Raw genomic sequence first — 23,627 nt, 5'->3', positions numbered from 1 at the left:
CTCGAGGCGAGCCACAACAGGGAGGGTAGACAATGAAGTTCCCGATCAACAAGGCCCGCGGCGGCATCGTCGCCGTCGCGGCAGCGCTCGCGCTGACCGTCGCAGGCTGCTCCTCGGACAGCTCGACCGGAGACTCCTCGAGCTCCGCCGGCGGCGGCGACACCGGTGGCGGCGACGCCAACCTCGCCATCACGTTCCTGCCCAAGAACCTGGGCAACGCCTACTTCGACACGTCCGACGCGGGCGGCGAGAAGGCGATCATGGAGTTCGGCGGCACCTACGAGGAGGTCGGCCCCGCGGAGGCGGGCCCGGACGCCCAGGTCAGCTACATCAACACGCTGACCCAGCAGGGCGTGGGCGGCATCGTGGTCTCCGCGAACGACCCGGCGGCGATCTGCGACGCGCTCAACGAGGCACGTGACAACGGCGTCAAGGTCGTCACCTTCGACTCCGACACGAACCCCGAGTGCCGCGACCTGTTCATCAACCAGGCCACGGCGGAGGGCATCGCCCAGGTGCAGGTCGACATGATCGCCGAGCAGATCGGCGACGAGGGCCAGGTGGCGATCCTGTCCGCCTCCGCCAACGCGACCAACCAGAACGCGTGGATCGCGATGATGGAGGAGATCTTCGCGGCCGACCACCCGAACATCGAGCTGGTCGACACCGTCTACGGCGACGACGACGACCAGACGTCGTTCGACAAGACCGCGGCGCTGCTGCAGACGTACCCCGACCTCAAGGGCATCATCTCGCCCACCACGGTCGGCATCTCCGCTGCCGCTCGCTACCTGTCGACCTCCGACTACAAGGGCAAGGTCGCGCTGACCGGTCTGGGCACCCCGAACCAGATGCGCGAGTACGTCGAGGACGGCACGGTGACCGAGTTCGCGCTGTGGAACCCGGCGGACCTCGGCTACCTGGCCGCCTACGCGGCCAAGGCGCTCATCGAGGGCGAGATCACGGGCGCGGAGGGCGACTCCTTCGAGGCCGGCGAGCTCGGCTCGTACGAGGTCGGCGCGGACGCCAGCGTGCTGCTCGGCGACCCGTACCGCTTCAACGCGGACAACATCGGCGACTTCGACTTCTAGGAGCCGTCTCCAGGGGCCCGGTCCGATGCGCGAGACGCACCGGGCCGGGCCCCGCCCTTTCGGGGCGGACTTGACCTCCGCATCGTTCCCCCGCTAGATTTGAATCGTTTCAACAGCCCCCCTCGGGCCGAGCGGTCGACGCCGACCTGCCTCACCCCTGGGCACCATCTCGAAGGAGAGACCCATGGCCTTCAGCAGCCACGTCGCCAGCCGCCTCGAGGAGCAGGCCATCGAGCTCCCCTCGTGGGCCTTCGGCAACTCCGGCACCCGCTTCCGCGTGTTCGGCACCCCCGGCACCCCGCGCGACCCGTTCGAGAAGATCGCGGACGCCGCCCAGGTGCACAAGTACACGGGGCTGTCGCCGTCCGTGGCGCTGCACATCCCGTGGGACAAGGTCGACGACTACGCAGAGCTGCGCCAGCACGCGGAGGACCTCGGCGTCGCGCTCGGCACGATCAACTCGAACACCTTCCAGGACGAGGACTACAAGTTCGGCTCGCTCGCCCACCGCGACGACCGCATCCGCCGCAAGGCGATCGACCACCACCTCGAGTGCATCGACATCATGGACGAGACCGGGTCGCGCGACCTGAAGATCTGGCTCGCGGACGGCACCAACTACGCCGGCCAGGACGACATGCGCGGCCGTCAGGACCGCATGGCGGAGTCGCTGCGGGAGATCTACGCGCGCATCGGCGAGAACCAGCGCCTGGTGCTCGAGTACAAGATCTTCGAGCCGGCGTTCTACCACATGGACGTGCCGGACTGGGGCACCAGCTACGCGCAGGTGGCGGCGCTCGGCGAGCGCGCGACGGTGTGCCTCGACACCGGCCACCACGCCCCCAGCACCAACATCGAGTTCATCGTCATGCAGCTCCTGCGCCTGGGCAAGCTCGGCTCGTTCGACTTCAACTCGCGCAACTACGCGGACGACGACCTCATCGTGGGCGCCGCGGACCCGTTCCAGCTGTTCCGCATCATCGTCGAGGTGATCCGCGGCGGCGGCTACGGCAAGGACGGCGACACCGCCTTCATGCTCGACCAGTGCCACAACGTCGAGGACAAGATCCCCGGCCAGATCCGGTCGGTGCTGAACGTCCAGGAGATGACGGCGCGCGCGCTGCTGCTCGACCGCGAGGCGCTCACCTCGGCACAGGTCGAGGGCGACGTGCTCACCGCGAACGGCATCTTCATGGACGCCTTCTACACCGACGTGCGCGCGGACCTCGCCGCCTGGCGCGAGGAGCGCGGCCTGCCCGCCGACCCGATGGCGGCCTTCGCCGACTCCGGCTACCTCACCTCGATCGCCGATGAGCGCGTCGGCGGCGTGCAGGCGGGCTGGGGCGCCTGAGACCCATGGCCCGCGTGTGCTTCACCCTCCAGGTCGACCCCGGCCGCCTGGAGGAGTACGTCGACGCGCATCGTGCCGTGTGGCCCGAGATGCTCGAGGCCATCCGCGATGCCGGGCGCAGGAACTACTCGCTGTTCCTGCGCCCGGACGGGCTCCTCGTCGGCTACTACGAGACCGACGACGATGCCGCCGCGGCGGCCGCCCTCGCCGCCGACCCGCGCACCGCGCGCTGGGAGGAGACGATGGCGCCGTTCTTCGTCGCGCTCGAGGGCGAGCGTGCCGACCAGGGGGCACCGCAGCTCCCCGAGGTCTTCAACCTCGCCGACCAGCTGACCTCCCAGGGCCTCGAGCCCTGACACCAGACCTGCCGCCGGACCCCGGTCCCGGCACCCGATTCCTGCCCCCGGAAAGGACCTCCCCATGACCCACCCCACCGCCGCAGAGCTCATCGCGCGCTCCAACCGCCTCGGCTCCGACCCCAAGAACACCAACTACGCGGGCGGCAACACGTCCGCCAAGGGCACCGACACCGACCCCGTCACCGGCGCGCCCGTCGAGCTCGTGTGGGTGAAGGGCTCCGGCGGCGACCTCGGCACGCTCGGCACCAACGGCCTCGCCGTGCTCCGCCTCGACCGCCTGCGCGGCCTGGTCGACACGTACCCCGGCCTCGAGCGCGAGGACGAGATGGTCGCCGCGTTCGACTACTGCCTCCACGGCCGCGGCGGCGCCGCGCCGTCGATCGACACCGCGATGCACGGCCTCGTCGATGCCGCCCACGTCGACCACCTCCACCCCGACGCGGGCATCGCGATCGCGACCGCCGTGGACGGCGAGGAGCTCACCGCGAAGATCTTCGGCGACAAGGTCGTGTGGGTGCCGTGGCGCCGCCCCGGCTTCCAGCTGGGTCTCGACATCGCGGAGATCAAGGAGGCCAACCCGCAGGCGATCGGCTGCGTTCTGGGCGGCCACGGCATCACCGCGTGGGGCGACACCTCCGACGAGTGCGAGGCGCGTTCGCTCGAGATCATCGACACCGCCGCCCGCTACATCGCCGAGCACGGCAAGGCCGAGCCCTTCGGGCCCGCGCTCGAGGGCTTCGGCGCGCTCGAGGACGATGCGCGCAAGGCCAAGGCCATCGCGCTGGCTCCCGTGATCCGCGGCATCGCGTCGTACGACAAGCCGATGGTCGGGCACTTCAGCGACGCGGACGTCGTGCTCGACTTCCTCGCGCACGCGGAGCACCCGCGCCTCGCGGCGCTGGGCACCTCCTGCCCCGACCACTTCCTGCGCACCAAGGTGAAGCCGATGGTGCTGGACCTGCCGGCGGACGCCTCGGTCGAGGACTCGATCGCGCGCCTGCACGAGCTCCACGAGGAGTACCGCACGGACTACCAGGCGTACTACGACGCTCACGCGACCGAGGACTCCCCCGCGATCCGCGGCGCGGACCCGGCGATCGTGCTCGTGCCGGGCGTCGGCATGTTCTCGTTCGGCGCGAACAAGCAGACCGCGCGCGTGGCCGGCGAGTTCTACATCAACGCGATCAACGTGATGCGCGGCGCCGAGGCGCTGTCGACGTACACGCCGATCTCGGACGCCGAGAAGTTCAACATCGAGTACTGGGCCCTCGAGGAGGCCAAGCTCCAGCGCATGCCCAAGCCGAAGTCGCACGCGACCCGCGTCGCCTTCGTCACCGGCGCGGCCTCGGGCATCGGCAAGGCGATCGCGACCCGCCTCGCCGCGGAGGGCGCGTGCGTCGTCATCGCGGACCTCGACCTCGAGAAGGCGCAGGCGGCGGCCGCCGAGCTCGGCTCGACCGACGTCGCCGTCGGCGTGGCGGCGAACGTCGCCGACCCCGCCGCCGTCGAGGCGGCCATCGGCGAGGCCGTGCTGGCCTTCGGCGGCGTCGACCTCATCGTCAACAACGCCGGCCTGTCGCTGTCGAAGCCGCTGCTCGAGACCACCGAGAAGGACTGGGACCTCCAGCACGACGTCATGGCGAAGGGCTCGTTCCTGGTGTCCCAGGCGGCGGCCCGCGTGATGATCCCGCAGCAGATGGGCGGCGACATCGTCTACATCGCGTCGAAGAACTCGCTGTTCGCCGGACCCAACAACATCGCGTACTCGGCGACCAAGGCGGATCAGGCGCACCAGGTGCGCCTGCTCGCGGTCGAGCTCGGCGAGCACGGCATCAAGGTGAACGGCATCAACCCCGACGGCGTGGTCCGCGGCTCCGGCATCTTCGCCGGCGGCTGGGGCGCCAACCGCGCCAAGACCTATGGGATCGAGGAGGAGAAGTTGGGCGAGTTCTACGCGCAGCGCACCATCCTGAAGCGTGAGGTGCTCCCCGAGCACGTCGCCAACGCCACGGCCATCCTGACCGGGCCCGACATGACCCACACCACCGGGCTGCACATCCCGGTGGACGCGGGCGTGGCGGCCGCCTTCCTCCGATGACAGCCGCGGTCGCCGCGGTCGACCTGGGCGCGACCTCCGGTCGCGTCATGGTCGGGCAGATCGGCCCCGACACCCTCGAGCTGCGCCAGCTGGCACGCTTCCCCAACGGTCCGGTCCGCACGCCCGACGGCCTGCACTGGAACCTCCAGCAGCTGTACGCGCACGTCCTCGACGGGCTGCGCTCGGCGGCACGCTGGGACGAAGGGATCCGCTCCATCGGCATCGACTCGTGGGCGGTCGACTACGCCCTCCTCCGCGGCGGCCGCGTGCTCGGCGAACCGTTCCACTACCGGGACGAGCGCACCGCGCACGGCGTCGAGCTCGTTCACGCCGACGAGCCGTTCTCCCTGCTCTACGCGCGGAACGGGCTCCAGTTCCTGCCGTTCAACACGCTCTACCAGCTCGCGGTGGAGCGGGAGGCCGGCATGCTGGACGTCGCCGACCGGATGCTCCTGGTGCCGGACCTCATGGCGTACTACCTCACGGGCGCGACGGTGGCGGAGGCGACGAACGCCTCCACCACCGGCCTGCTCGACGTCGCGACCAAGTGCTGGGACGGCGAGCTGATGGACCGGCTGCGCCTCCCGCGCGGCCTGTTCCCCCGCATCGTCCAGCCGGGCGAGGACATCGGCACGGTCCTCCCCCACGTCGCGGAGACGACCGGCCTCGCCACGGACACCCCGGTGATCGCGGTGGGCTCGCACGACACGGCGTCGGCGATCGTCGCGACCCCGATGACCGAGCCCGGCGGCGCGTACATCTCGTGCGGCACGTGGGGCCTGGTCGGCGTCGAGACCGAGGCGCCGGTGCTGACCCGCACCGCGGAGCGCGCCAACTTCACCAACGAGGGCGGCGTCGACGGCCGCACGCGGTTCCTGCACAACGTGATGGGGCTGTGGCTGCTGTCGGAGACCATCCGCACGTGGGAGCGCGACGGCGAGAAGGTCGAGCTCGAGAAGCTGCTCGCGCAGGCCGCGGCGGTCCCGGACGACATGCCCGTGTTCGACGCGAACGACGAGGTCTTCATGGCGCCCGGCGACATGCCCGAACGCATCTCCACGTGGCTGTCCGAGCGCAGCCTCCGCGTCCCCGCCACCCGCGCCGAGATGGCGCGGTGCATCATCGAGAGCCTCGCGCAGGCCTTCGCCGACGCGGTGCACGATGCGGGGGCGCTGTCCGCGCAGGACGTCTCCCGCATCCACATCACCGGCGGCGGCTCCCTCAACGAGCTGCTGTGCCAGCGCACCGCGGACCGCTCCGGGCTGCCCGTGATGGCGGGCCCGGTCGAGGCCACGGCGATCGGCAACGTGCTCATCCAGGGCCGAGCCCTCGGCGCGGTGTCGGGCTCTCTCGAGTCGCTGCGCGACCTGGTGGCGCGTACGTTCAACCCACGAGTGTTCACCCCGAAGGGACAGTAGAGATGAAGATGGAGCGCCGCATCCCCCGGCCGGCGGACCTGGCTCCGCTCATGCGCTTCAAGCCGCTCGAGCTGGACGGCCGCAAGCGCCGCCTGGCCAAGGCCCACACCATCGCGGACCTGCGCGCGATCGCGAAGCGCCGCACTCCCAAGGGCGCGTTCGACTACACCGACGGCGCCGCCGAGGAGGAGCTGTCGCTCGCCCGCGCCCGGCGCGCGTTCCGCGAGATCGAGTTCCACCCGGCGATCCTGCGCGACGTGTCCGACGTCGACACGTCGGTCGAGATCTTCGGCGGTCGGTCGGCGATGCCGTTCGGCATCGCGCCCACGGGCTTCACCCGCATGATGCAGGCCGAGGGCGAGCGGGCCGGCTCGTCCGCGGCGGGCGCCGCGGGCATCCCGTTCTCGCTGTCGACGCTGGGCACCACCTCCCCCGAGGGCGTGCGGGACGCGAACCCCGACGGCCGCAACTGGTTCCAGCTGTACATGCAGAAGGACCGCGACAAGTCGATGCAGCTGATGCAGCGCGCCGCGGACGCGGGCTTCGACACGCTGCTCGTCACGGTCGACGTGCCGGCCGCGGGCGCGCGCCTGCGCGACAGCTACAACGGCTTCACCATCCCGCCGCAGCTCACGCCCAAGACGGTCCTCAACGCGATCCCCCGGCCCGAGTGGTGGTGGAACTTCCTCACCACGGAGCCGCTGACGTTCGCGTCGCTGTCCGAGTGGAACGGCACCATCGGCGAGCTGCTCGACAGCCTCTTCGACCCGACGGTCGACTTCGACGACCTCGAGTGGATCCGCGACCAGTGGCCCGGCAAGGTCGCGGTCAAGGGCATCCAGACGCTCGACGACGCGAAGGCCGTGGTCGACCGCGGGGTCGACGGCATCGTGCTGTCGAACCACGGCGGCCGCCAGCTCGACCGCGCACCCATCCCCTTCCGGCTCCTCCCGTCCGTCGCGGCGGAGCTCAAGGGCAAGACGGAGATCGTGGTCGACACGGGCATCATGGCCGGCGCCGACATCGTCGCGGCGCTCGCGTGCGGCGCGGACTTCACGCTCGTGGGCCGCGCGTACCTGTACGGGCTCATGGCCGGCGGCCGCGAGGGCGTCGACCGTGCGATCGAGATCCTGTCCAAGGAGATCGTCCGCACGATGAAGCTGCTGGGCGTCTCGTCGGTGGCCGAGCTGAACCCCGACCACGTCACCCAGCTCCAGCGGATGGTGCCCGTCGCGGCGCCCGCGAAGCCCGGCACACCGGCGAGGCGTGCCGCAGCACCGAAGCAGGCGGCCAAGCCCCGCGCCGCGACGGCGAAGACGACCAAGCCCTCCGAGGGCCTGGTCGCGAGTCCCCGCCGCCCGAAGAACTGACGCGCCGACGCCTCCCACAAGGCGGGCCCCTCCGCACGGAAGGGGCCCGCCTTCGTCGTCCTCGCAGCACCCGGGGGCCCGCGACGGCGAGGGAGCGAAGGTCAGGCAGGCAGCGCGGCCGGAGCGGCGAGCGCCCGCTCCATCGGCGCCCGGGCTCGCGCGTCCCCGTCGGAGGACCCCCGCGGAGCCGCGGTGCGGCGTCCCGGCCTCAGCGGGCCTCGACGGCCTCCGCCTCGAGCGGGTCCTCGATGGCGTCCACGTCGTCCTCGGCGTCGGCGACGCGCGGGAACCTGTTGATCACGAACACGCCGAGGAGGCCGGCCACCGCGATGCACGCGGCGACGAACAGGAACAGCACGTTCGGGCTCGCGGCGAGAAGGGTCGGGGTCCACAGCGCCACGATCGCGGCGACCACGCGGGTGAATCCGATCATCACGCCCTGGGCGGTCGAACGGTACGTGGTGGGGATGAGCTCCTGGGCCCACACCTTGAACATCGGCTCGCCGGCGACGGCGCCGGCGATGCTGCCGATGAAGCCCATGATGACGAGCGGGAGCACGTTGACGCCGAACGCGACGGGCACGAGGTAGCCGGCCGCGTACAGGACCGCCATGACGGAGAACCACCTCATGCGGTTCGCGCCGTCGACGATGCGCATGAGGAGGTAGGTCGCACCGAACGCGATGAGGAAGGTGACGAGCCCGATGCCCGAGGCGAAGGACACGGTGGCGCCGGCGATCTCCACGTACATGTAGGTCGAGAACTGGCCGCCGGTGTTGGCGCCGACGTTGACGAGCGCGTAGAAGATCGCGACCGAGACCATGGGCCACAGGTAGGGGCCCTTGACGAGGCGCTTGAGGGTGCCGAGGTCCATCTCCTCGGACCGGCCCGCGCCCGCCGCGTCGTGCTGCGCCTGCCACTTGTGCGACTCGGGGAGGCTCGCGCGGAGGATCAGGACCACCGCGGCGACCACGAAGATGTGCAGGTAGAGGATGCGGGCCCCCGTCTCCCCCATGCCGCCGACGATCATGCCGAACAGCTGCGAGGCGAGGATGCCGACCAGCCACAGGATGTGGGAGAACGAGATGAGGCGGCCGCGGTGCTCCGGCGGGGCCTCCTCGGCGATCATCGCGAGGGACGCCGGCAGGTCCGCGCCCACCGCGAAGCCGAGCAGCGCGATGCCGGCGTAGAGGAACGCCGCCGACGGCGCGAACGCGAGCAGCCCCGCGCCCGTGATGAAGACGGCCATCGTCGCGAGGAACACCCGCTTGCGGCCGTAGAGGTCCGCGAGGCGCCCGCCCACGAGCGCGCCGAGCGCCATGAGGAACGTGAGGATCGCGGACAGCTGTCCGATCTGCCCGTCGGAGAGGCCCATCGGGTCCTTGTACAGCACCAGCGCCGTACCGGTGGAGACGATCGCGGCGGCGTCGAGATACGAGGCCATGCCCGCCACGGTGGTGCGGTACCAGATGCGACCGGGGATGCGGGCGCCGGAGTTGAGACTCATCGTTGATTCCTCTTCTCAGGGGTTCGCGCCGTTGCGTGGGCCCGCCGCTCCGAGGTGAAGCGCTTAAGTGGTATCTAGATTGTTGTGGGCCAAACCGACAGATGTCAAATGGCCTGGCAGCAGACCCGCACGCCTTCGGCGCTGGGGAGGATCAGCCCGGATCGACCGTCGAGCGCCTCACCACGAGCTCGGGCTCGAGCGTGACCGACCGGTGCAGGTGAGCGGGGTCCTCGATCTCCTCGAAGGCGAGCTCTGCCCCGGCCGCGCCCATCGAGTCGCCGGGCTGGCGGATGGTCGTGAGCGGCATCGGGCTGTCCCACGCCGCGCGGTTGTCGTCGTATCCGACGATCCCGACGTCGCGCGGGATCTCGATGCTGGGCGACGTCGCGAGCGCCTGCGCGACCCCCGCGGCGACGAGGTCGGCGACCGCGAAGATGCCGTCGATCTCCCCCGCCTCCACCCGTGCGCGCAGCGCGAGCCCCGCCTGGAAGCCGTGCGAGCGGTCGAGGTCCGCGACCTCCTCGTGGAAGTACGCCACGCCCGCGGCCGCGGCCTCGGCCGCGAAGCCCTCCACGCGCTCGGCGACGGGCTGCAGCATCATCGGGCCGCTCACGAGCGCCAGCCTCCGCCGGCCGGTCTCGAGCAGGTGGCGCGCCGCCAGCCGGCCGCCCTGCCGGTTGTCCATGTCGACCGTGCAGTGGCTGACGGCCGGGCCCCGGTAGTTGAGGAAGACGAGCGGCCGGCCGGGACGATGCTGGTCCACCAGCGTCTGGTAGTGGCTCGCGTCGTTGATGGTCACCAGGGTGGCGAGGGTCTGGCTCGCGTCGAATGTCGCGAGGTACTGACGCTCGCGCGCGAGGTCGCTGTCGGTGTTGGCGATGAGCACGAAGGCCTGGCGCTCCCACGCGACGCGCTCGACGCCCCTGCCGATGTCCACGAACAGCGAGTTCGTGAGGTCGGACAGGATGAGCCCGAGCGCGCGGGTGGACCCGGCCGCGAGCGAGCGCGCCGGCCCGTGCGGCACGAAGTCGAGCAGCGCGATGGCCTCCTGGACGCGGGCGAGGGTGTCGCCCGACACGCGGTCGGGATGGTTGAGCACGTTGGACACGGTGCCCTGCGACACCCCCGCCAGGCGCGCCACGTCCGCGATGCTCGTCCGACGCACGGCGCGGCGCCCGGTCCCGGTGCCTGCTCCGCCCTCCGCCATGCCGCTCATCGTAGGTCCAGGTACGTCAGCGCCCGCCGGACACGGGTCCCGTGTCGTCGAGCGTCCACTCGTCGTGCCAGTCGATGAGGACGCGGCCGTCGTCCGCGAAGCGGATCGGGAGCCACACGTACCGCGCGCGCGACGGGTCGGGCACCGTGAGCTCGCGCATGCCGGTGTCGGGCATCCCGGCCTCGATCTGGGCGAAGTACTCGTCGAAGAGGTCGTAGGCCTCCGCGCCGTCCGCCTCGTAGTCGGGCAGCCAGCGGTCGCCCAACGCGATGTAGAGGTCGCGGTCCGGCACCTTGAACACCGAGCTCACCTGCGTCCGGTACGAGGTGCGCGACGCATCGTCCGGATGGGGATCCCCGACGACGGTCCACGGCCCGTGCATCGTCCGGGCCGTGGCGACCTCGGAGGCGTTCGGGTAGTACCCGGTGGTGCCGCTCGTCACGAGGTAGTGCCGGCCGTGGCGGCGGAGGTGCGCGGGGGCCTCGCGCGTGAACGGCGGCCGTCCGTGGTGGAAGTGCGTCGAGTAGTAGCCGGTGACGTCCGTGAAGTCGTCGGTGAGGTCCGCGATGATGAGCTCCGAGTGGACGCGCTCGAAGATGTAGTAGCCCTTGCCGTCCTCGGGGTCGACGACGAGGTCGAAGTCGCCCGCGTACATGCCGAGCGGCCGGAAGTCGACCTTCGCCTTGGCGTACGGGCCCAGGATCGAGTCCGCGACGAGCGTGGTCGACAGCTGCACCGAGCCCGACATCACCTTGATCCAGCACACGTACTTCCCCGTGTGCGGGTTGTGGACGATGTGGGGGCGGTCCATGCCGCGCCCCGGGTGCAGCGGCGAGGTGGGGTCGTCCTCGTCCGGCGGGATGATGACACCCTCGTCGGTCCAGTTGTAGAGGTCCGTCGACGAGTAGCAGCGCACCCCCCAGTGCCAGATGCCGGAGCCGGGGGTGGTGCGCTCCTTGTTCTCGCCGTACCAGTAGTAGGTGCCGTCGACCGCGATGATCGAGCCGCCGTGCGCCTGGATCGGGTTGCCCGCGGTGTCGAGCCACTCCTGGCCGGGCCGGAAGCTGATGTACCGCTCGCCGCTCATCGCAGCGTCTCCTCTCTGGCGGCGCCCGCGGCGCCGCGGAACGTGTGGGATCCCGAGGCGACGGCCTCGGAGGTGCCGTCGGGCAGGATGACCGTGCCGGTGACCCCGGCGGGGAGCTCGACGTCGAGCGAGAGCTCGTCGCCCACGACGCGCCAGGCCACCGCGATCTCGCCGTACGGGCTGAGGTGCCGCGCGCTCGCCCAGGTCAGGCCGCCACCGGGGCTCGGCCGGATCGCGACCTCGCGGTAGCCGGGCGCCGCGGGGGCGAGCCCCGCCACCACCCGGTGCAGGAAGTCGACCACGGCGCCGAGCGCGTAGTGGTTGAAGGACGTCATGTCGCCGGGGTTGATCGAGCCGTCGGGCAGCATCGAGTCCCAGCGCTCCCAGATCGTGGTCGCGCCCATCGTCACCGGGTACAGCCACGACGGGCACTCCGTCTGGGCCAGCAGCGCGTAGGCGTCGTCGAGGTGCCCCGTCGAGGCGAGCGCGTCGCAGATGATCGGCGTGCCGACGAAGCCCGTCTGCACCCGATGCCCGCCCTCGCGGACGGCCGTGGAGAGCAGGTCGCCTGCGCGCTGCCGCTCGGCCTCGTCCCTGGCCAGCTCGAACTCGACCACCAGCGCGAGCCCGGTGGGCGCGTGAGCGAGCCCGTCGAGGTCGTCCAGCCAGCGCCGGCGCATGCCCGCGAGCACGCGGTCCGCGAACGCGTCGTACCGGTCCCGGTCCGCCGGCCGGCCGAGCACCGCGGCGGCGCGGGCGACCAGGCGGGCCGAACGGACCGCGTACGCGGACGCGACGAGGTACCGGTCGGTGCGCGCGGCGCCCGGGTCCTCGGGAGGCGCGGCCGGGTCGAGCCAGTCGCCCAGCTCCATGCTGCCCGCGACCACGTCGTCCGGGCCGATGCGGAGCGCCAGATGGTCGACCCACGCGGTCATGCTCGGCCACTGCCGCTCGAGGATGCCGCGGTTGCCGCGCCGCTCCCACATCGTCCACGGCACCACCACGGCGGCGTCGCCCCACGCGGCGGACGCCCCGGACGGGAAGCCGCACTCGAGCCACGGCACGAAGTTGGGCACCCAGCCGTCCGGGCCCTGCTGGGCGGCGACGTCGCGCAGCCACGAGGCGAGGACGCCGTCGGCGCCGTAGAGGAACTCGGCCGCGGGCGCGAAGACCTGGATGTCGCCGGTCCAGCCGAGCCGCTCGTCGCGCTGGGGGCAGTCCGTGGGCAGGTCGACGAAGTTGTCGCGCATGCTCCACACCACGTTCTCGTGGAGCCGCTCGAGCAGCGGGTCGCTGCAGGCGAACCAGCCGCGTCGCTCCATGTCGGTGTGGATCACGGCGGCGACCACGTCGCCGTCGGCGAGCGCTCCCGGCCAGCCCTCGAGCTCCGCGTAGCGGAAGCCGTGGATGGTGTGACGGGGCTGCCACGTGGCGGGCGTGCCCGCCGAGGTGAAGGAGTCGACCGACACCGCCCGGCGCAGCGGCCGCGTGCCGAGCTGACCGTCCTCGAGCACCTCGGCGTGGTGCAGCGTGACGGTGTGGCCCGCGGGCGCGTCCACGCGGATGCGGAGCACACCGGAGAGGTTCTGGCCGAAGTCGAGGCGGATGCGCCCGCCGGGCTGGACCTCCACCGCCACCGGCGCGAGCGTCTCGATCACGCGCACCGGCTCGTTGATGGCGGGCTCGAGCCGCGCGGCGAGGTCGGCGACCGGCCGCAGCTCGGGCCGGTCCCACGCGGAGTCGTCGAAGCCGGCGACGTCCCAGCCCGCGGGGAGCAGCCGCGCATCGTGCGCCTCGCCCTCGTACAGGCCGGCGGAGGTGGCGGGACCGGGTGCGGCACGCCACGCATCGTCCAGAGGGACGATGCGGGTGACGCCGTCCGGTCCCGTGACCTCGAGCTGGAGCAGGACGCCGACATGCGCGCCGTACACGTCCCAGAGGCCGCCGTCGAAGCCGATGTTGCCCCGGAACCAGCCGTCGGCGAGCTCGACGCCGAGCGCGTTGCCCCCCTCGCGCAGCAGGTCCGTGACGTCGTGCACGCGGTAGCGGACGCGGTGGTCGTAGCTCGTCCAGCCGGGCGCGAGCACCTCGTCGGACACGGCGGCGCCGTTGAGCGAGGCGGTGAAGACGCCCTGCGCGGTGGCGTAGAGCCGCGCCCGCACCGGCGCCTCGGCGAGCGTGAAGGCGGCACGCAGCAGCCAGGACGGCCGCGTGCGGTGGGGCGCCGACGCGGACGCCACCACGAGCGACGCAGTCCAGGCCTCGGCCTCGTAGAGCGCGCCCTCGACGGCGAGCGGCTCGCTCCACGCGGTCCACTCCCCCGCCACCCGCGCCCGCACGGCGAGCACGGTGCGCTCGCGCGAGCGCAGGGGTGCGAAGGGCCAGTCGATGAGGTTCTGTCCGGACCCGTCGAGCGCGACGGTGTCGACCTCGCCCTCGCGCTCGAGGCGCAGCTCGGCCTCCTCCTGCGAGGCGCCGGCGGGGGCGTCGACGATGCGCCACGACACGCGGGGCGCCGCGAGCGGCGCGCCGAGGCAGTCGGAGCGGAGCCCGGCGCGAAGACCGACGACGGCGCTCATCCCTTCACCGCCCCCGAGGTCAGTCCCGCCATCACCTTCTGGTTGAGGAAGATGTAGATCGCGAGCGTGCCGAACACCGTGACGGAGATGCCAGCGAACAAGGGTCCGTAGTCCACGGCGCCGTACTGGCCGGTGAAGTTGAGCAGGCCCACCTGGATGGTGCGCAGGTCCTGCTTGGTGATGAACGTCAGCGCGATGAGCAGGTCGTTCCACAGGAAGAAGAACTGCACCAGCGCGACGGTGAAGATCGCGTTGCGCACGAGCGGCACCGTGACGTTGAGGAAGATGCGCCAGATGCTGGCGCCGTCGAGGGTGGCCGCCTCGAAGACCTCCCGCGGGATGGCCCGCATGAAGGTCGCGAGCATGAACACCGTGAGCGGCATGCCGATCGCGGTGTACGTGATGATCAGCGGCCAGATCGAGTTCGTGAGGTGCAGGTTGAAGTACACCGTGAACAGCGGCAGCAGGATCATCTGCGCGGGCACCATGATGCCCGCGAGGAACAGCACGAGCACGATGCCGCGGCCCTTCCAGACGAGCACCTGCAGCGCGAAGGCCGCCATGGTGCCGAAGACGATGACCATCGCGAGCGCCGGGAAGACCGCGACGATCGAGTTGCGGATGTACGTGCCGAGGCCGCCGTCGACGAAGGCGGAGACGTAGTTGTCGAAGCTCCACTGCTGCGGGAGGGACCAGAACGGCTCGGAGAGGAACTCGGGCTGCGTCTTGAAGGACCCCATCAGGATCCAGAACATCGGGTACACGACGGTGAGGAGCACGAGCCCGAGGCCGATCCATCCCGGGACGCGGCGCAGGCGCACGCGCAGGGGCTTGCGGGAGGCCTTCGCGGGGGCCGCGTCGGTCGCGGCGGGGGTGGCGGTGGTGGTCATGAGGTGGTCACATCCCGTCGCATCGAGCGGAAGACGAAGATCGTCGCGATGAGGCACAGCAGCGTGAGCATGAACGCCACGGTGCTGCCGTAGCCGTACTGGCCGTACGCGAACGACGTCCGGAACATGTAGAGGGTCAACGGTGTCGTCGCGGATCCTGGACCGCCGTTGGTCAGGGCCACGATCGAGTCGAAGACCTTCAAGGTGCCGTTGATCGAGAAGATCAGCGCGGAGAGCAGGACCGGCAGCGACAGCGGGAAGACGATGCGGCGCACCAGCTTCCAGCCGCTCGCGCCGTCGATGCGGGCGGACTCGATCACCTCGTTGGGGATCTCGACGAGGCCCGCGTAGAGCAGCACGGCGTAGAAGCCCATCGATCGCCACACGTCCATGAGGATCACGACCCAGAACGCCTGGCTCGGCGTGCCGAGGAAGTCGGTGAGGTCTCCCCCGAGCCACTGCAGGATCGTGTTGACGGGGCCGACGGTGGGCGCGGCCTCGAACATCCGCGAGAACATCAGCGCGACCGCGACGGTCGGCAGGATCACCGGGAAGAAGATCGTGGTGCGGACCAGCGGCGACTTGTTGCGCAGGAAGAAGATGTAGAGGAGGGCCAGCCCGTAGCCGGTGGCGACCTGGAGGACGGTCATCACGACCGCGTAGCGCAGCGTGAAGAGCAGCGCGTCGATCGCCGTCTCGTCCCCGAAGAACTTGATCCAGTTGTCGAAGCCCACGAACTCGAAGCCCGTGATGGCGTTGCCCGACTGGAAGGTGTAGGTGACCGACCACAGGATCGGCACCAGCATGACGAATGTGTAGACCAGCAGCGCCGGCGTGAGCATCACGACCGCGGCGGTGCGGTTGCGGAAGACGGAGTCCACGGCGATTCCTTGCGTGAGGGGGACGGGTGAGGGGCAGGCTGCCCGTGCCCCGGGCGGGTCGCCCGGGGCACGGGGTGAGGTCAGCCGCCGTTCGCCGCCTGGACGAGCTCCATGAACTCCTGGCCGCTCAGGTTGCCGGAGGCGAGACCGCCGCCGTTGGTCTGCGAGACCGTGGTGCCCTCGGACGTGAAGGCCGCCTCGAACCACAGGACCGAGCCGGTCGCGCTGGCGATGGTGTCCTGCACGAGGGTGGTGAGGTCGGACTGGTCCTCGGGGATCTCGGTGACCTCGAAGCCGGTGACCTGGCCGAACTCGGCGAGCGCCACGTTGCCGTAGTTCTCGGTGATGCACTGCAGCCACTCGCCGATGTCGTCGGTGTAGTTGGCGGTGGTGAACATCACCGGGATGCCGGCGTTCGCCGGGACCTCGTCGATGCTGCCCGCGCCGCCCTCGACCTCGGGGAACGGCAGGTAGCCGATGTTGTCGACACCGATCTGGTTCTGCTCCTCGTCGTTGAAGTTGGCGAGCGCCCAGCTGCCCATGTAGAAGAAGGCGCCGCCGCCGGTGAGGAACTGGTTCATCGCGGTGTTGTAGTCGACCGAGCCCGCGGCCGCGCCGAAGTAGCCGGCCTCGCCCAGCGCCGCCACGGCGTCCGCCGCCTCGACGTACTCCGCGTCGGTGAGGCTCGCCTCGCCGTCGGCGACCTTCTGGAGGGCGTCGGCACCGAGCGAGCGGAAGATGTAGTCGCCCACCAGGCGGGTGACGGGCCAGCCGTCGCCGCCCGCGGCGACGAAGGGCTGCACGCCCGCCGCGTCGAGGGTCTCCGCCGCCGCGACGAGGTCCGTCCAGGTGGCCGGAGGCTCGACGCCGTTGTCCTCGAGCAGCTGCTTGTTGTACCAGAAGCCCTCGATGTTGTACTCGGTGGGCAGCGCGTACAGGTCGTCCGAGTTGTACAGCTGCTTGAGCGTCGCCTCGGCCGCCGGCAGGATCGCGCCCTCGATGCCGAGGTCCGCGAAGGCCTCGGTGAGGTTGAGCACCTTGCCCGACGAGATGAAGTCCTGCATCAGCGACGGCGTACCCGCGGCCATCGACATGTTGGACAGCGCGTCGTTGGCCGCGTAGACCTGCAGCTGCTGGTCCCAGGTGGTGCCGTCGATCGCGTCGGACACGAGCGGGGTACCGTCCGCGGCTGCGGCGCAGGCGCCGGTCTGGAGCGCCTCGAGGGTGCCGACGATGGTCGTGTTCTGGGTCTGGCCCAGGTAGGTGAACTCGTCGCTGGTGGTCCCGGTGGCCCCACCTCCGCCACCGGCGGTCGACGACGTCTCGGAGTCCGACGACCCCGAGCAGGCGGCGAGCGCGAGGGCGCTCGCCCCGATGAATGCGGCAGCCGCGAAAGTCCGGCGACCGCGTCGAAGGGACTGCTTCACGATTCCTCCTTGAATCAGAAACGCGACCTCTTTGAAGCGCTTCAATTCCGGAAACTAGGCCCGCGGTGAGGGCTTGTCAACACCTGCGAACCTCGGCGTTTCGCGCCGCATGGGCCGCTCCAGACAGGCCGGAAGCCTCCCCATCCATGTCCCAGATGACCGGCAAATGGCCGCTTTCCAGGCACTTCACGCGACGGCCCGATGCAGCTGCGCCGGACGCAGGGCGTCGCGGCCCGGTGCGCGCGACGGCGATGTGAACGCCACCATCACGAACGCCGTTATTGAATCGATACAAAGGCGCAACCTGTGAGAGCGCTCCCCCGCGACCGCGCCACCTCCCGGGGCCGCCGACGACGATGCCCGCCTAGAGTGAGGACGTGATCGACCTGCGCCACGCGCCCGCGCTGGGGCTCAGCCTGGGCGGCGGCGGGACCCTCGCCGGCGCGCACGTCGGGGTGCTGCAGGTGATGCACGAGCGCGACATCCGCCCGGCGATGGTGGTCGGCACGTCGGCGGGGGCGCTCGTGGGGGCCGCCTACGTGATGGGGGTCGACCCCTACCGTCTCGAGGAGCTCCTCCTCGACGTGCGCTGGCAGGACGTCGCCACGGTTCCTCGCCGCCCCGGACCCGGACTGCTGGACGCGGACGCGCTGCGCGCCTCGGTGACGGAGATCATCGGCGGCGACGTGCTGATCGAGGACATGCCGATGCGCTTCGCGGCCGTCGCGACCGACGTCACGTCCCGCCGCTCGACGATCATCGAGCGCGGCTCGCTCGTCGACGCGCTCCGCGCCACCATCTCCGTGCCCGGGCTGTTCCGGCCCGTCCGCCTCGACGGGCGCCGGCTCCTCGACGGCGGGCTCAAGGCGAACCTGCCCCTCGAGGAGGCGCTCACGCTGGGCGCGACGCCCGTGATCGCGGTCCGCGTCGCGCCCGACTGGGACGTGCCCGGCTACTCGAGCTCGAGGATCGTCAGGGAGCTCGAGACCAGGCCGGATGTGCTCGTCATCTCCCCCGACCTGCGCGGGCGGACGTGGTGGCAGACGAGGGACCTCGGCACTGTGGTCGCCGCGGGCCGGGCCGCCGCCGAGGCGGCGCTGCCCGCCTGAGCCGCCCCCCGCATCGTCCCCCTGTCGGGACGGTCGCCGGACCCGGGACCTTGGCCGCGCGCGCCGCTGCGCGTCGTGTGGTTGAATCGTTTCATTCCCAAGGGGAGACGGCGCGCCGCAGGGGTCGCGCCACCGATCACAGGAGGACCCTCGTGGCCATCACCGACCAGCCCAAGCCCACGCTCGACGAGATCATCAACCAGATGGGCCACTCGGGCGCGCGCATCTGCGACATCGAGGCGTCCGAGGCCGGCGCCGGCAACATCTCGGTCTACATGGGCTGGGAGGTGGAGGTGCGCCGCCACTTCCCGAACGCCGAGGAGATCGAGCTCCCCGTGCCCGCCCCGGCGCTCGCCGGCGGCACGGTGCTCGCCACCGGCTCGGGCCGCCGCCTGCGCCAGATCGAGGAGGAGCCCCTCGCCGCGATCGGCGCGGTGAAGATCCACGAGGGCGGCCTCACCGGCACGCTGTACACCTCGAACACCCGCAAGTTCGCGCGGCTCACCTCGGAGTTCAACTCGCACCTCGCCGTGCACCAGGACCAGGTCGAGCGCCGCGGCGTCGACTTCCAGGCGGTCGTCCACGCGCAGCCGCCGCACCTCACGTACCTCTCCCACATCCCCGCCTACCGCGACACCGCGCGCATGAACGCCGCGATCCTGCGCTGGGAGCCGGAGAGCATCGTGTCGCTGTCGCAGGGCATCGCGGTGCTGCCGTTCTTCATCCCCGGCTCGGAGGAGATGGGCACCGCGAACGTCGAGGGCCTGCGCGACTTCGAGATCACCTTGTGGTCCAAGCACGGCACCATGTCCCGCTCGGACATCTCGGTCTACCGCGCGGTCGACCGCGTCGAGTACGCCGAGACCGGCGCCAAGTACGAGTACATGGACCTCGTCGCCGGCGGTCGCGCCGAGGGCCTCACCAAGCAGGAGATCCGCGACGTCGCGGAGACCTTCTCGATCGACTCCCCCTGGCTGTCCTAGCCGGACACACCACGAGCCCGTATGTCGGACCGATCCTCGATCGGTCCGACATACGGGCTCTTTCGTACCCGGCGGTCGGATCGAACGTCGATCGATCCGACCACCAGGCTCAGCGAGCGAAGGCGCAGGAGAGGTCGTGGGCCCCGCCGACGAGCCGGTGCTCCGAGCCGTCGGGCAGCACCACCTGGGCCTCGGTGTCCTCCGGCAGGTCGACCGCGAGCGCGAAGCGCCCGTCCTCGATCCGCCACTCGACCTCGAGCGGTCCGCGCCGCGTGAGCTGGCGGCTCCGCGCCCAGGTGAGCGCGGGACCCGGCATCGGGGCGATCGTCACCCGGCGGTAGGCCTCCTCCCCCGGCGCGGGCTCGTCGGGCAGCCGCAGCCCCACCACGTGCGTGTGCAGGAACGCGATGACGGCGCCCTTCGAGTAGTGGTTGAGGGAGCCGCGCGCGGTCCCGTCGGGCGCGACGCCGTCCCACCACTCCCACATCGTGGTCGCGCCGGCCTCGAGCATCCCCAGCCACGACGGCAGCCGCGTCTCGACCAGGAGACGATGCGCGACGTCCGCCTGGCCGTGGTCCGCAAGGGCCGGCAGCAGCTGGCCGGTCGCGAGGAAGCCGGTGCCGAGCAGCCCGTCCGCAGCGTCGATCAGCACGGCGAGCCGGGCCGCGGCGGCCGGACGCAGGTCGGCCGGGATGAGCCCGAATGCGAGCCCACGGACGTAATGCGCCTGCTTCTCCTCCGACAGGACCCCTTCGGGGCGCAGGTACTCGGCGCGCCAGGCGGCCAGCGCCCCGTCCGCGATCGTGCGGCATTCGGCCGCCGCGTCGTCGTCCCCGGCGAGCGCCGCGATGAGCGCCGTCAGGTGGGCCGAGCGGTGGAGGAAGGCGGTCGCGACGATGCCGTGGTCCACGGTCGGGTCCGGGTTCGGCACCTCGCCGGGCTCGAGCCACTCGCCGAAGTGGAAGTCGGTGTCCCACAGGTAGCGCTCGTGCGGCAGCGGCTCCGGGCGGGCGGCGGCGCGATCGGGGTGGCGCCCCGCCGCGGCGCGGCCCGCGGCGTAGCGGATCCACGCGAGCGCGGCTGGCAGCGCCTCGCGCAGCCCGTCCACGGACCCGTACGCCCGCCACAGCTCCCACGGCACGATGGCCGCGGCGTCGCCCCACCCGGCCGAGCCCGCGGACATGTCCTCGAAGGCCACACCCGACGGCCGGTCCCCCGGCGGGTTGGGCACCACCGTGGGGATGCGCCCGTCCACCCACTGATCCGCGGCGAGGTCACGCAGCCAGCGACGGGAGAACTCGTCGACGTCCGCGAGCAGCGCACCGGTCGCGACGAAGATCTGCCAGTCGCCCGTGAAGCCGGAGCGCTCGCGCTGGGGGCAGTCGGTGGGGACCGAGCAGGCGTTGCCGCGCAGGCTCCAGCGCACGGCCTCGTGCAGCCGCTCGAGGCGCGGGTCCGAGCAGGCGAACTCGCCCGTGCGGGCGAGGGCGGTCTCCACCATCACTCCGCGAGCGGCCGTGAGGTCGAGGCCGTCGGGCACGCCGTCGACCTGGACGAAGCGGAAGCCGTGCGTGGTGTGCCGCGGCTCGAAGACGTCGCCCGCGCGGCCCGCCGAGATCACCGCGTCGACCTGTCCCGCGGACAGCATCTGGTGCGTGTCGAAGTTGAAGGCCCGGAGGTGCTCCATGGTCACGAGGCCGTCCGCGTCGAGGATCTCGCCGTGGGTAAGCGTCAGGCGCGTGCCCGCCGGGCCGAGGTCCCTCAACCGCATCCAGCCGTTGATGTCCTGCCCGAGGTCGATCACCGCGGTGCCCGGGCGCGGCATCGTGATCGCGACCGGCGCGAGCTCCTCGACGCGGCGCACGGGCGCGCCCTCGGCGGTCACGAGGCGCGCGCGGTCGGCGAGCAGCGCATCGTCCGGCATGTCGACGGCGTGCCAGGCGTCGCCGCCGCCGGTGAACCAGGCGGGGTCGAGCAGGCGCAGGTCGACGGCCTGGCCGTCCATGAGGTCCGCCCGCGTGATGTGGCTCGGGCGCGACTCCCAGCCGGGCCCGGTCGCGGCGACCGGCGCATCGTCCTCGCCCACGATCGCCGCGAGCGCCGCGGTGCGGTCGCCGAAGCCGTCGGCGCGGCGCTGGAAGCCGTGGCGGCCCCGGAACCAGCCGTCGGAGAGCACGAGCACCAGCGTGTTCTCGCCCTCGCGGACCAGCGGGGTGACGTCGTGCTCCTGCACCTGGAGGCGCTTGCGGTACGCGCTGAAGCCCGGCTCGAGCTCGTCGTCGCCCACGCGCACGCCGTTGAGGAAGGCCTCGTAGATCCCGTGCGCGGTGGCGACGAGCCGGAGCGGCGCGTGGTCCCGCGCGACGGTGAACGATGCGCGGAGCAGGTGGGCGGGGCGCTCGCCGGGCGGCGCGGGGTCGGGCTCGTGCGGCGCGATCCAAACGGCGCCCTCGAGCGCGCTGATGGGGTGGGCCAGTGCCGGCATGGGCGCGGTAGCGGTCATCGCGTGTCCTCCTCGACATGGGCGACACGCCATGCCTACCAGAGAGGTCGCGGTCGCCTCTAGAGCGATCCCGCGCCGCTACGGCACCTCGCGCACGACCTCCCCGCCGAGATCGGCGATCGCGGCGAGCTGGTCCGCGTCGGTGGTCGTGAAGATGAAGTGGTCGCCCGTCGCGATCCCCGTGTCGGACGACGCCGCCTCGACGGTCGCGAGGTCGGAGTCGGCATCGTCCTGCGAGAGGTAGATCGACACCGTCGCCTCCGGGACGCCGTCGCCGTCCTCGTCGCACGTGTACTGCCAGCCGGCGACGACCCCGTCGCCGGCCATCTTGCCGCCCGCCCAGGATCCGCACTCCGAGGCGGTGCGGACGTCGTCGACGATCCCGGACACGTTGACGGCGGCCGCCGAGATCGCGTCGGTGGCGCTGCTCGCGGCGGCGCTCACCTCCGAGTCCGAGCCCGACGTGCAGGCGGTGAGGGCCAGCCCGGCGGCTGCGGCTGTCAGCACCGCCATGGCTCCGTGGTGGATCCGCATGAGCGCTCCTTGCCTCGAGGGGACGGCGGCCACCGCGGAGCGGGCGCGCGCCGGTCCCCTCAGTATGTGCCGATCCCCGGGACGATGCGCGGGACCGGGCGCCCCGCGCATCGTCCCGTGGCCTGGCGACGCCTACGCCGCGGCGAGCGGCTCCGCCGCGTCGACAGGGAGGTCGCGCGCCGTCCGCCGCGACCGCGCGCCCGCGATGATGAGCAGCGCCGCGCCGAGCGCGAGCCAGCACAGCAGCACGAGGATCGGCTTCGCCGTCGCGGCGCCGTCGAAGAACGCGACGTTCCGCAGCAGCGTGCCGGTCGCGCCGGGCGGGAGCAGTTGGCCGATCGCGCCCCACGGCGTCGGCAGCATCTCGGGCGCCGACGTGAGGCCGGACAGAGGGTTGCCGAGGAAGACGATGAGCAGGGCGGCGATGCCGATGCCGGGCCGGCCGAGCAGGCTCTCGACGCCGAGCACGGTGGCGCTGGTGGCCAGGATGCCGAGCATCGCCGCAGCCGAGGTGGCCCAGAAGCTGCCGGTGAACGTGCCGAACCAGAACTGCAGGATCGCGGTCATCGCGAGGCCCGCGATCACGGCGAACGCGCCGACCGCGACGAGCCGCCGGCCGGTGCCGGAGACGAGCAGCGTGGTCGCGACACCGGCGATGAAGCCGCCGAGCGCGATGGGCAGCGCGCCTGCGGACAGGCCGATCGCGCGAGGGTCGTCCGCCGAGGTGGGCACGACGTCGTTCACGGTCGCCTCGGCGCCGGCCTGCGCGGCCACCCCCTCGCCCACCGCCGTGAGGAGCTGGGCGACCGTCGGGCTCGCGGCAGTCGCGATGTCGACGGTGACGCCGTCCGCGGACACCACGAACGCGCCGTAGACGTCGCGGTCGAGGATCATCTCGGTCGCCTCGTCCTGAGACGACGCCACGGTCACGTCGAACGCGCCGGGCTGCGCCTGCTCGAGGGCGCCCGCGATCTGCGTCGCGGCCTCCTCCGGCGCCACGACGGCGATCGGCACGTCGTGCGGGCCCGAGCTGACGGCGGGCAGGCCGAACGCGATGAGCATGGCGCTGAGCAGGAGCGAGAGTCCGACGGCGAGGCCGATCACGGGCCGCCAGCTCTGGCGCTCGGTCGAAGGCTGGGACATCGCTACTCCTCAGGTGGGGAAATGTTAAGTACGAAACGTACCGTATCCTATTTCGGGGAGAGGACGTCAACCGTCCCCCAC

Annotated in this window: 18 protein-coding genes; 8 read left to right on the top strand and 10 right to left on the bottom strand. The window is 71.6% G+C overall.

Translation table 11 applies throughout. The features are described 5' to 3' along the window. Positions 1–32: 32 nt before the first annotated feature. The 6 genes from rhaS (at position 33) to AOM02_RS08915 (ending at position 7,687) form a co-directional block, all read left to right on the top strand. The gene (gene rhaS / locus AOM02_RS08940; protein WP_062298809.1) at positions 33–1,091 is read left to right on the top strand and encodes a rhamnose ABC transporter substrate-binding protein; all 1,059 of its coding nucleotides are present in this window, start codon (positions 33–35) and stop codon (positions 1,089–1,091) included. 184 nt (positions 1,092–1,275) lie between these two features. Further along, entirely contained in the window at positions 1,276–2,442 is a 1,167-nt protein-coding gene (rhaI, locus tag AOM02_RS08935) for an L-rhamnose isomerase (protein WP_062298808.1), read from the top strand. Positions 2,443–2,447: 5 nt separating this feature from the next. Then, on the top strand, positions 2,448–2,798 hold the full coding sequence (locus AOM02_RS08930; protein WP_062298807.1) for an L-rhamnose mutarotase: 351 nt from the start codon (positions 2,448–2,450) through the stop codon (positions 2,796–2,798). A gap of 64 nt (positions 2,799–2,862) precedes the next feature. Beyond that, the gene (locus AOM02_RS08925; RefSeq protein ID WP_062298806.1) at positions 2,863–4,899 is read left to right on the top strand and encodes a bifunctional rhamnulose-1-phosphate aldolase/short-chain dehydrogenase; all 2,037 of its coding nucleotides are present in this window, start codon (positions 2,863–2,865) and stop codon (positions 4,897–4,899) included. After that, positions 4,896–6,317 (top strand): rhamnulokinase, encoded by a 1,422-nt coding sequence (locus AOM02_RS08920; RefSeq protein WP_062298805.1) that lies wholly within the window; start codon positions 4,896–4,898, stop codon positions 6,315–6,317. Before AOM02_RS08925 ends, AOM02_RS08920 begins: the two co-directional genes overlap by 4 nt. An 8-nt stretch (positions 6,318–6,325) precedes the next feature. Continuing rightward, positions 6,326–7,687, top strand: coding sequence for an alpha-hydroxy acid oxidase (locus AOM02_RS08915; protein ID WP_082105002.1), 1,362 nt, complete (start codon positions 6,326–6,328; stop codon positions 7,685–7,687). Between the two features lie 208 nt (positions 7,688–7,895). On the opposite strand, the gene AOM02_RS08910 is transcribed toward AOM02_RS08915, so the two are convergent. The 7 genes from AOM02_RS08910 to AOM02_RS08880 form a co-directional block, all read right to left on the bottom strand. Further along, positions 7,896–9,194, bottom strand: a complete 1,299-nt coding sequence (locus tag AOM02_RS08910) for an MFS transporter (protein WP_062298804.1) — start codon at positions 9,192–9,194, stop codon at positions 7,896–7,898. Positions 9,195–9,345: 151 nt separating this feature from the next. Next, positions 9,346–10,401 carry a LacI family DNA-binding transcriptional regulator gene (locus AOM02_RS08905; protein ID WP_062298803.1) on the bottom strand — a complete coding sequence of 352 codons (1,056 nt, stop codon included), beginning with the start codon at positions 10,399–10,401 and terminating at the stop codon, positions 9,346–9,348. A gap of 25 nt (positions 10,402–10,426) precedes the next feature. Beyond that, positions 10,427–11,497 carry a family 43 glycosylhydrolase gene (locus AOM02_RS08900; RefSeq protein ID WP_062298802.1) on the bottom strand — a complete coding sequence of 357 codons (1,071 nt, stop codon included), beginning with the start codon at positions 11,495–11,497 and terminating at the stop codon, positions 10,427–10,429. Beyond that, positions 11,494–14,076, bottom strand: a complete 2,583-nt coding sequence (locus AOM02_RS08895; protein ID WP_062298801.1) for a family 78 glycoside hydrolase catalytic domain — start codon at positions 14,074–14,076, stop codon at positions 11,494–11,496. The genes AOM02_RS08900 and AOM02_RS08895 overlap by 4 nt, the downstream gene beginning before the upstream one ends. Further along, on the bottom strand, positions 14,073–14,966 hold the full coding sequence (locus AOM02_RS08890) for a carbohydrate ABC transporter permease (protein ID WP_062298800.1): 894 nt from the start codon (positions 14,964–14,966) through the stop codon (positions 14,073–14,075). Before AOM02_RS08890 ends, AOM02_RS08895 begins: the two co-directional genes overlap by 4 nt. After that, positions 14,963–15,847 (bottom strand): carbohydrate ABC transporter permease, encoded by an 885-nt coding sequence (locus AOM02_RS08885; RefSeq protein ID WP_062298799.1) that lies wholly within the window; start codon positions 15,845–15,847, stop codon positions 14,963–14,965. The genes AOM02_RS08890 and AOM02_RS08885 overlap by 4 nt, the downstream gene beginning before the upstream one ends. Positions 15,848–15,927: 80 nt before the next feature. Further along, a complete protein-coding gene (locus tag AOM02_RS08880) occupies positions 15,928–17,274 on the bottom strand; it encodes an ABC transporter substrate-binding protein (protein ID WP_082099363.1) in 1,347 nt (448 codons plus the stop codon). A 377-nt stretch (positions 17,275–17,651) separates the two neighbouring features. Between AOM02_RS08880 and AOM02_RS08875 the strand changes: the two genes are divergently transcribed. Next, complete coding sequence (locus AOM02_RS08875) at positions 17,652–18,383, top strand: patatin-like phospholipase family protein (RefSeq protein ID WP_062298798.1); 732 nt, start codon at positions 17,652–17,654, stop codon at positions 18,381–18,383. A gap of 152 nt (positions 18,384–18,535) precedes the next feature. Further along, entirely contained in the window at positions 18,536–19,366 is an 831-nt protein-coding gene (locus AOM02_RS08870; RefSeq protein ID WP_228372697.1) for a class II aldolase/adducin family protein, read from the top strand. Between the two features lie 109 nt (positions 19,367–19,475). Here AOM02_RS08870 and AOM02_RS08865 read toward each other — a convergent pair whose 3' ends face one another. From AOM02_RS08865 to AOM02_RS08855, 3 genes are all read right to left on the bottom strand, one after another. Then, complete coding sequence (locus tag AOM02_RS08865) at positions 19,476–21,869, bottom strand: alpha-L-rhamnosidase (protein WP_062298797.1); 2,394 nt, start codon at positions 21,867–21,869, stop codon at positions 19,476–19,478. Positions 21,870–21,947: 78 nt separating this feature from the next. Continuing rightward, on the bottom strand, positions 21,948–22,403 hold the full coding sequence (locus AOM02_RS08860; protein ID WP_062298796.1) for a hypothetical protein: 456 nt from the start codon (positions 22,401–22,403) through the stop codon (positions 21,948–21,950). 132 nt (positions 22,404–22,535) lie between these two features. Then, a complete protein-coding gene (locus tag AOM02_RS08855) occupies positions 22,536–23,546 on the bottom strand; it encodes an ABC transporter permease (RefSeq protein WP_062298795.1) in 1,011 nt (336 codons plus the stop codon). Positions 23,547–23,627 lie beyond the last annotated feature (81 nt).

It is taken from the genome of Demequina maris, from assembly GCF_000971155.1.
Lineage (GTDB): Bacteria > Actinomycetota > Actinomycetes > Actinomycetales > Demequinaceae > Demequina > Demequina maris.
This window is presented reverse-complemented; position numbering and strand designations above follow the sequence as displayed.

Coding starts and splice junctions, on each gene's coding strand:
- rhaS (WP_062298809.1), top strand. CDS start 33: ATGAAGTTCCCGATCAACAAGGCCCGCGGCGGCATCGTCGCCGTCGCG.
- rhaI (WP_062298808.1), top strand. CDS start 1,276: ATGGCCTTCAGCAGCCACGTCGCCAGCCGCCTCGAGGAGCAGGCCATC.
- AOM02_RS08930 (WP_062298807.1), top strand. CDS start 2,448: ATGGCCCGCGTGTGCTTCACCCTCCAGGTCGACCCCGGCCGCCTGGAG.
- AOM02_RS08925 (WP_062298806.1), top strand. CDS start 2,863: ATGACCCACCCCACCGCCGCAGAGCTCATCGCGCGCTCCAACCGCCTC.
- AOM02_RS08920 (WP_062298805.1), top strand. CDS start 4,896: ATGACAGCCGCGGTCGCCGCGGTCGACCTGGGCGCGACCTCCGGTCGC.
- AOM02_RS08915 (WP_082105002.1), top strand. CDS start 6,326: ATGGAGCGCCGCATCCCCCGGCCGGCGGACCTGGCTCCGCTCATGCGC.
- AOM02_RS08910 (WP_062298804.1), bottom strand. CDS start 9,194: ATGAGTCTCAACTCCGGCGCCCGCATCCCCGGTCGCATCTGGTACCGC.
- AOM02_RS08905 (WP_062298803.1), bottom strand. CDS start 10,401: ATGGCGGAGGGCGGAGCAGGCACCGGGACCGGGCGCCGCGCCGTGCGT.
- AOM02_RS08900 (WP_062298802.1), bottom strand. CDS start 11,497: ATGAGCGGCGAGCGGTACATCAGCTTCCGGCCCGGCCAGGAGTGGCTC.
- AOM02_RS08895 (WP_062298801.1), bottom strand. CDS start 14,076: ATGAGCGCCGTCGTCGGTCTTCGCGCCGGGCTCCGCTCCGACTGCCTC.
- AOM02_RS08890 (WP_062298800.1), bottom strand. CDS start 14,966: ATGACCACCACCGCCACCCCCGCCGCGACCGACGCGGCCCCCGCGAAG.
- AOM02_RS08865 (WP_062298797.1), bottom strand. CDS start 21,869: ATGACCGCTACCGCGCCCATGCCGGCACTGGCCCACCCCATCAGCGCG.
- AOM02_RS08860 (WP_062298796.1), bottom strand. CDS start 22,403: ATGCGGATCCACCACGGAGCCATGGCGGTGCTGACAGCCGCAGCCGCC.
- AOM02_RS08855 (WP_062298795.1), bottom strand. CDS start 23,546: ATGTCCCAGCCTTCGACCGAGCGCCAGAGCTGGCGGCCCGTGATCGGC.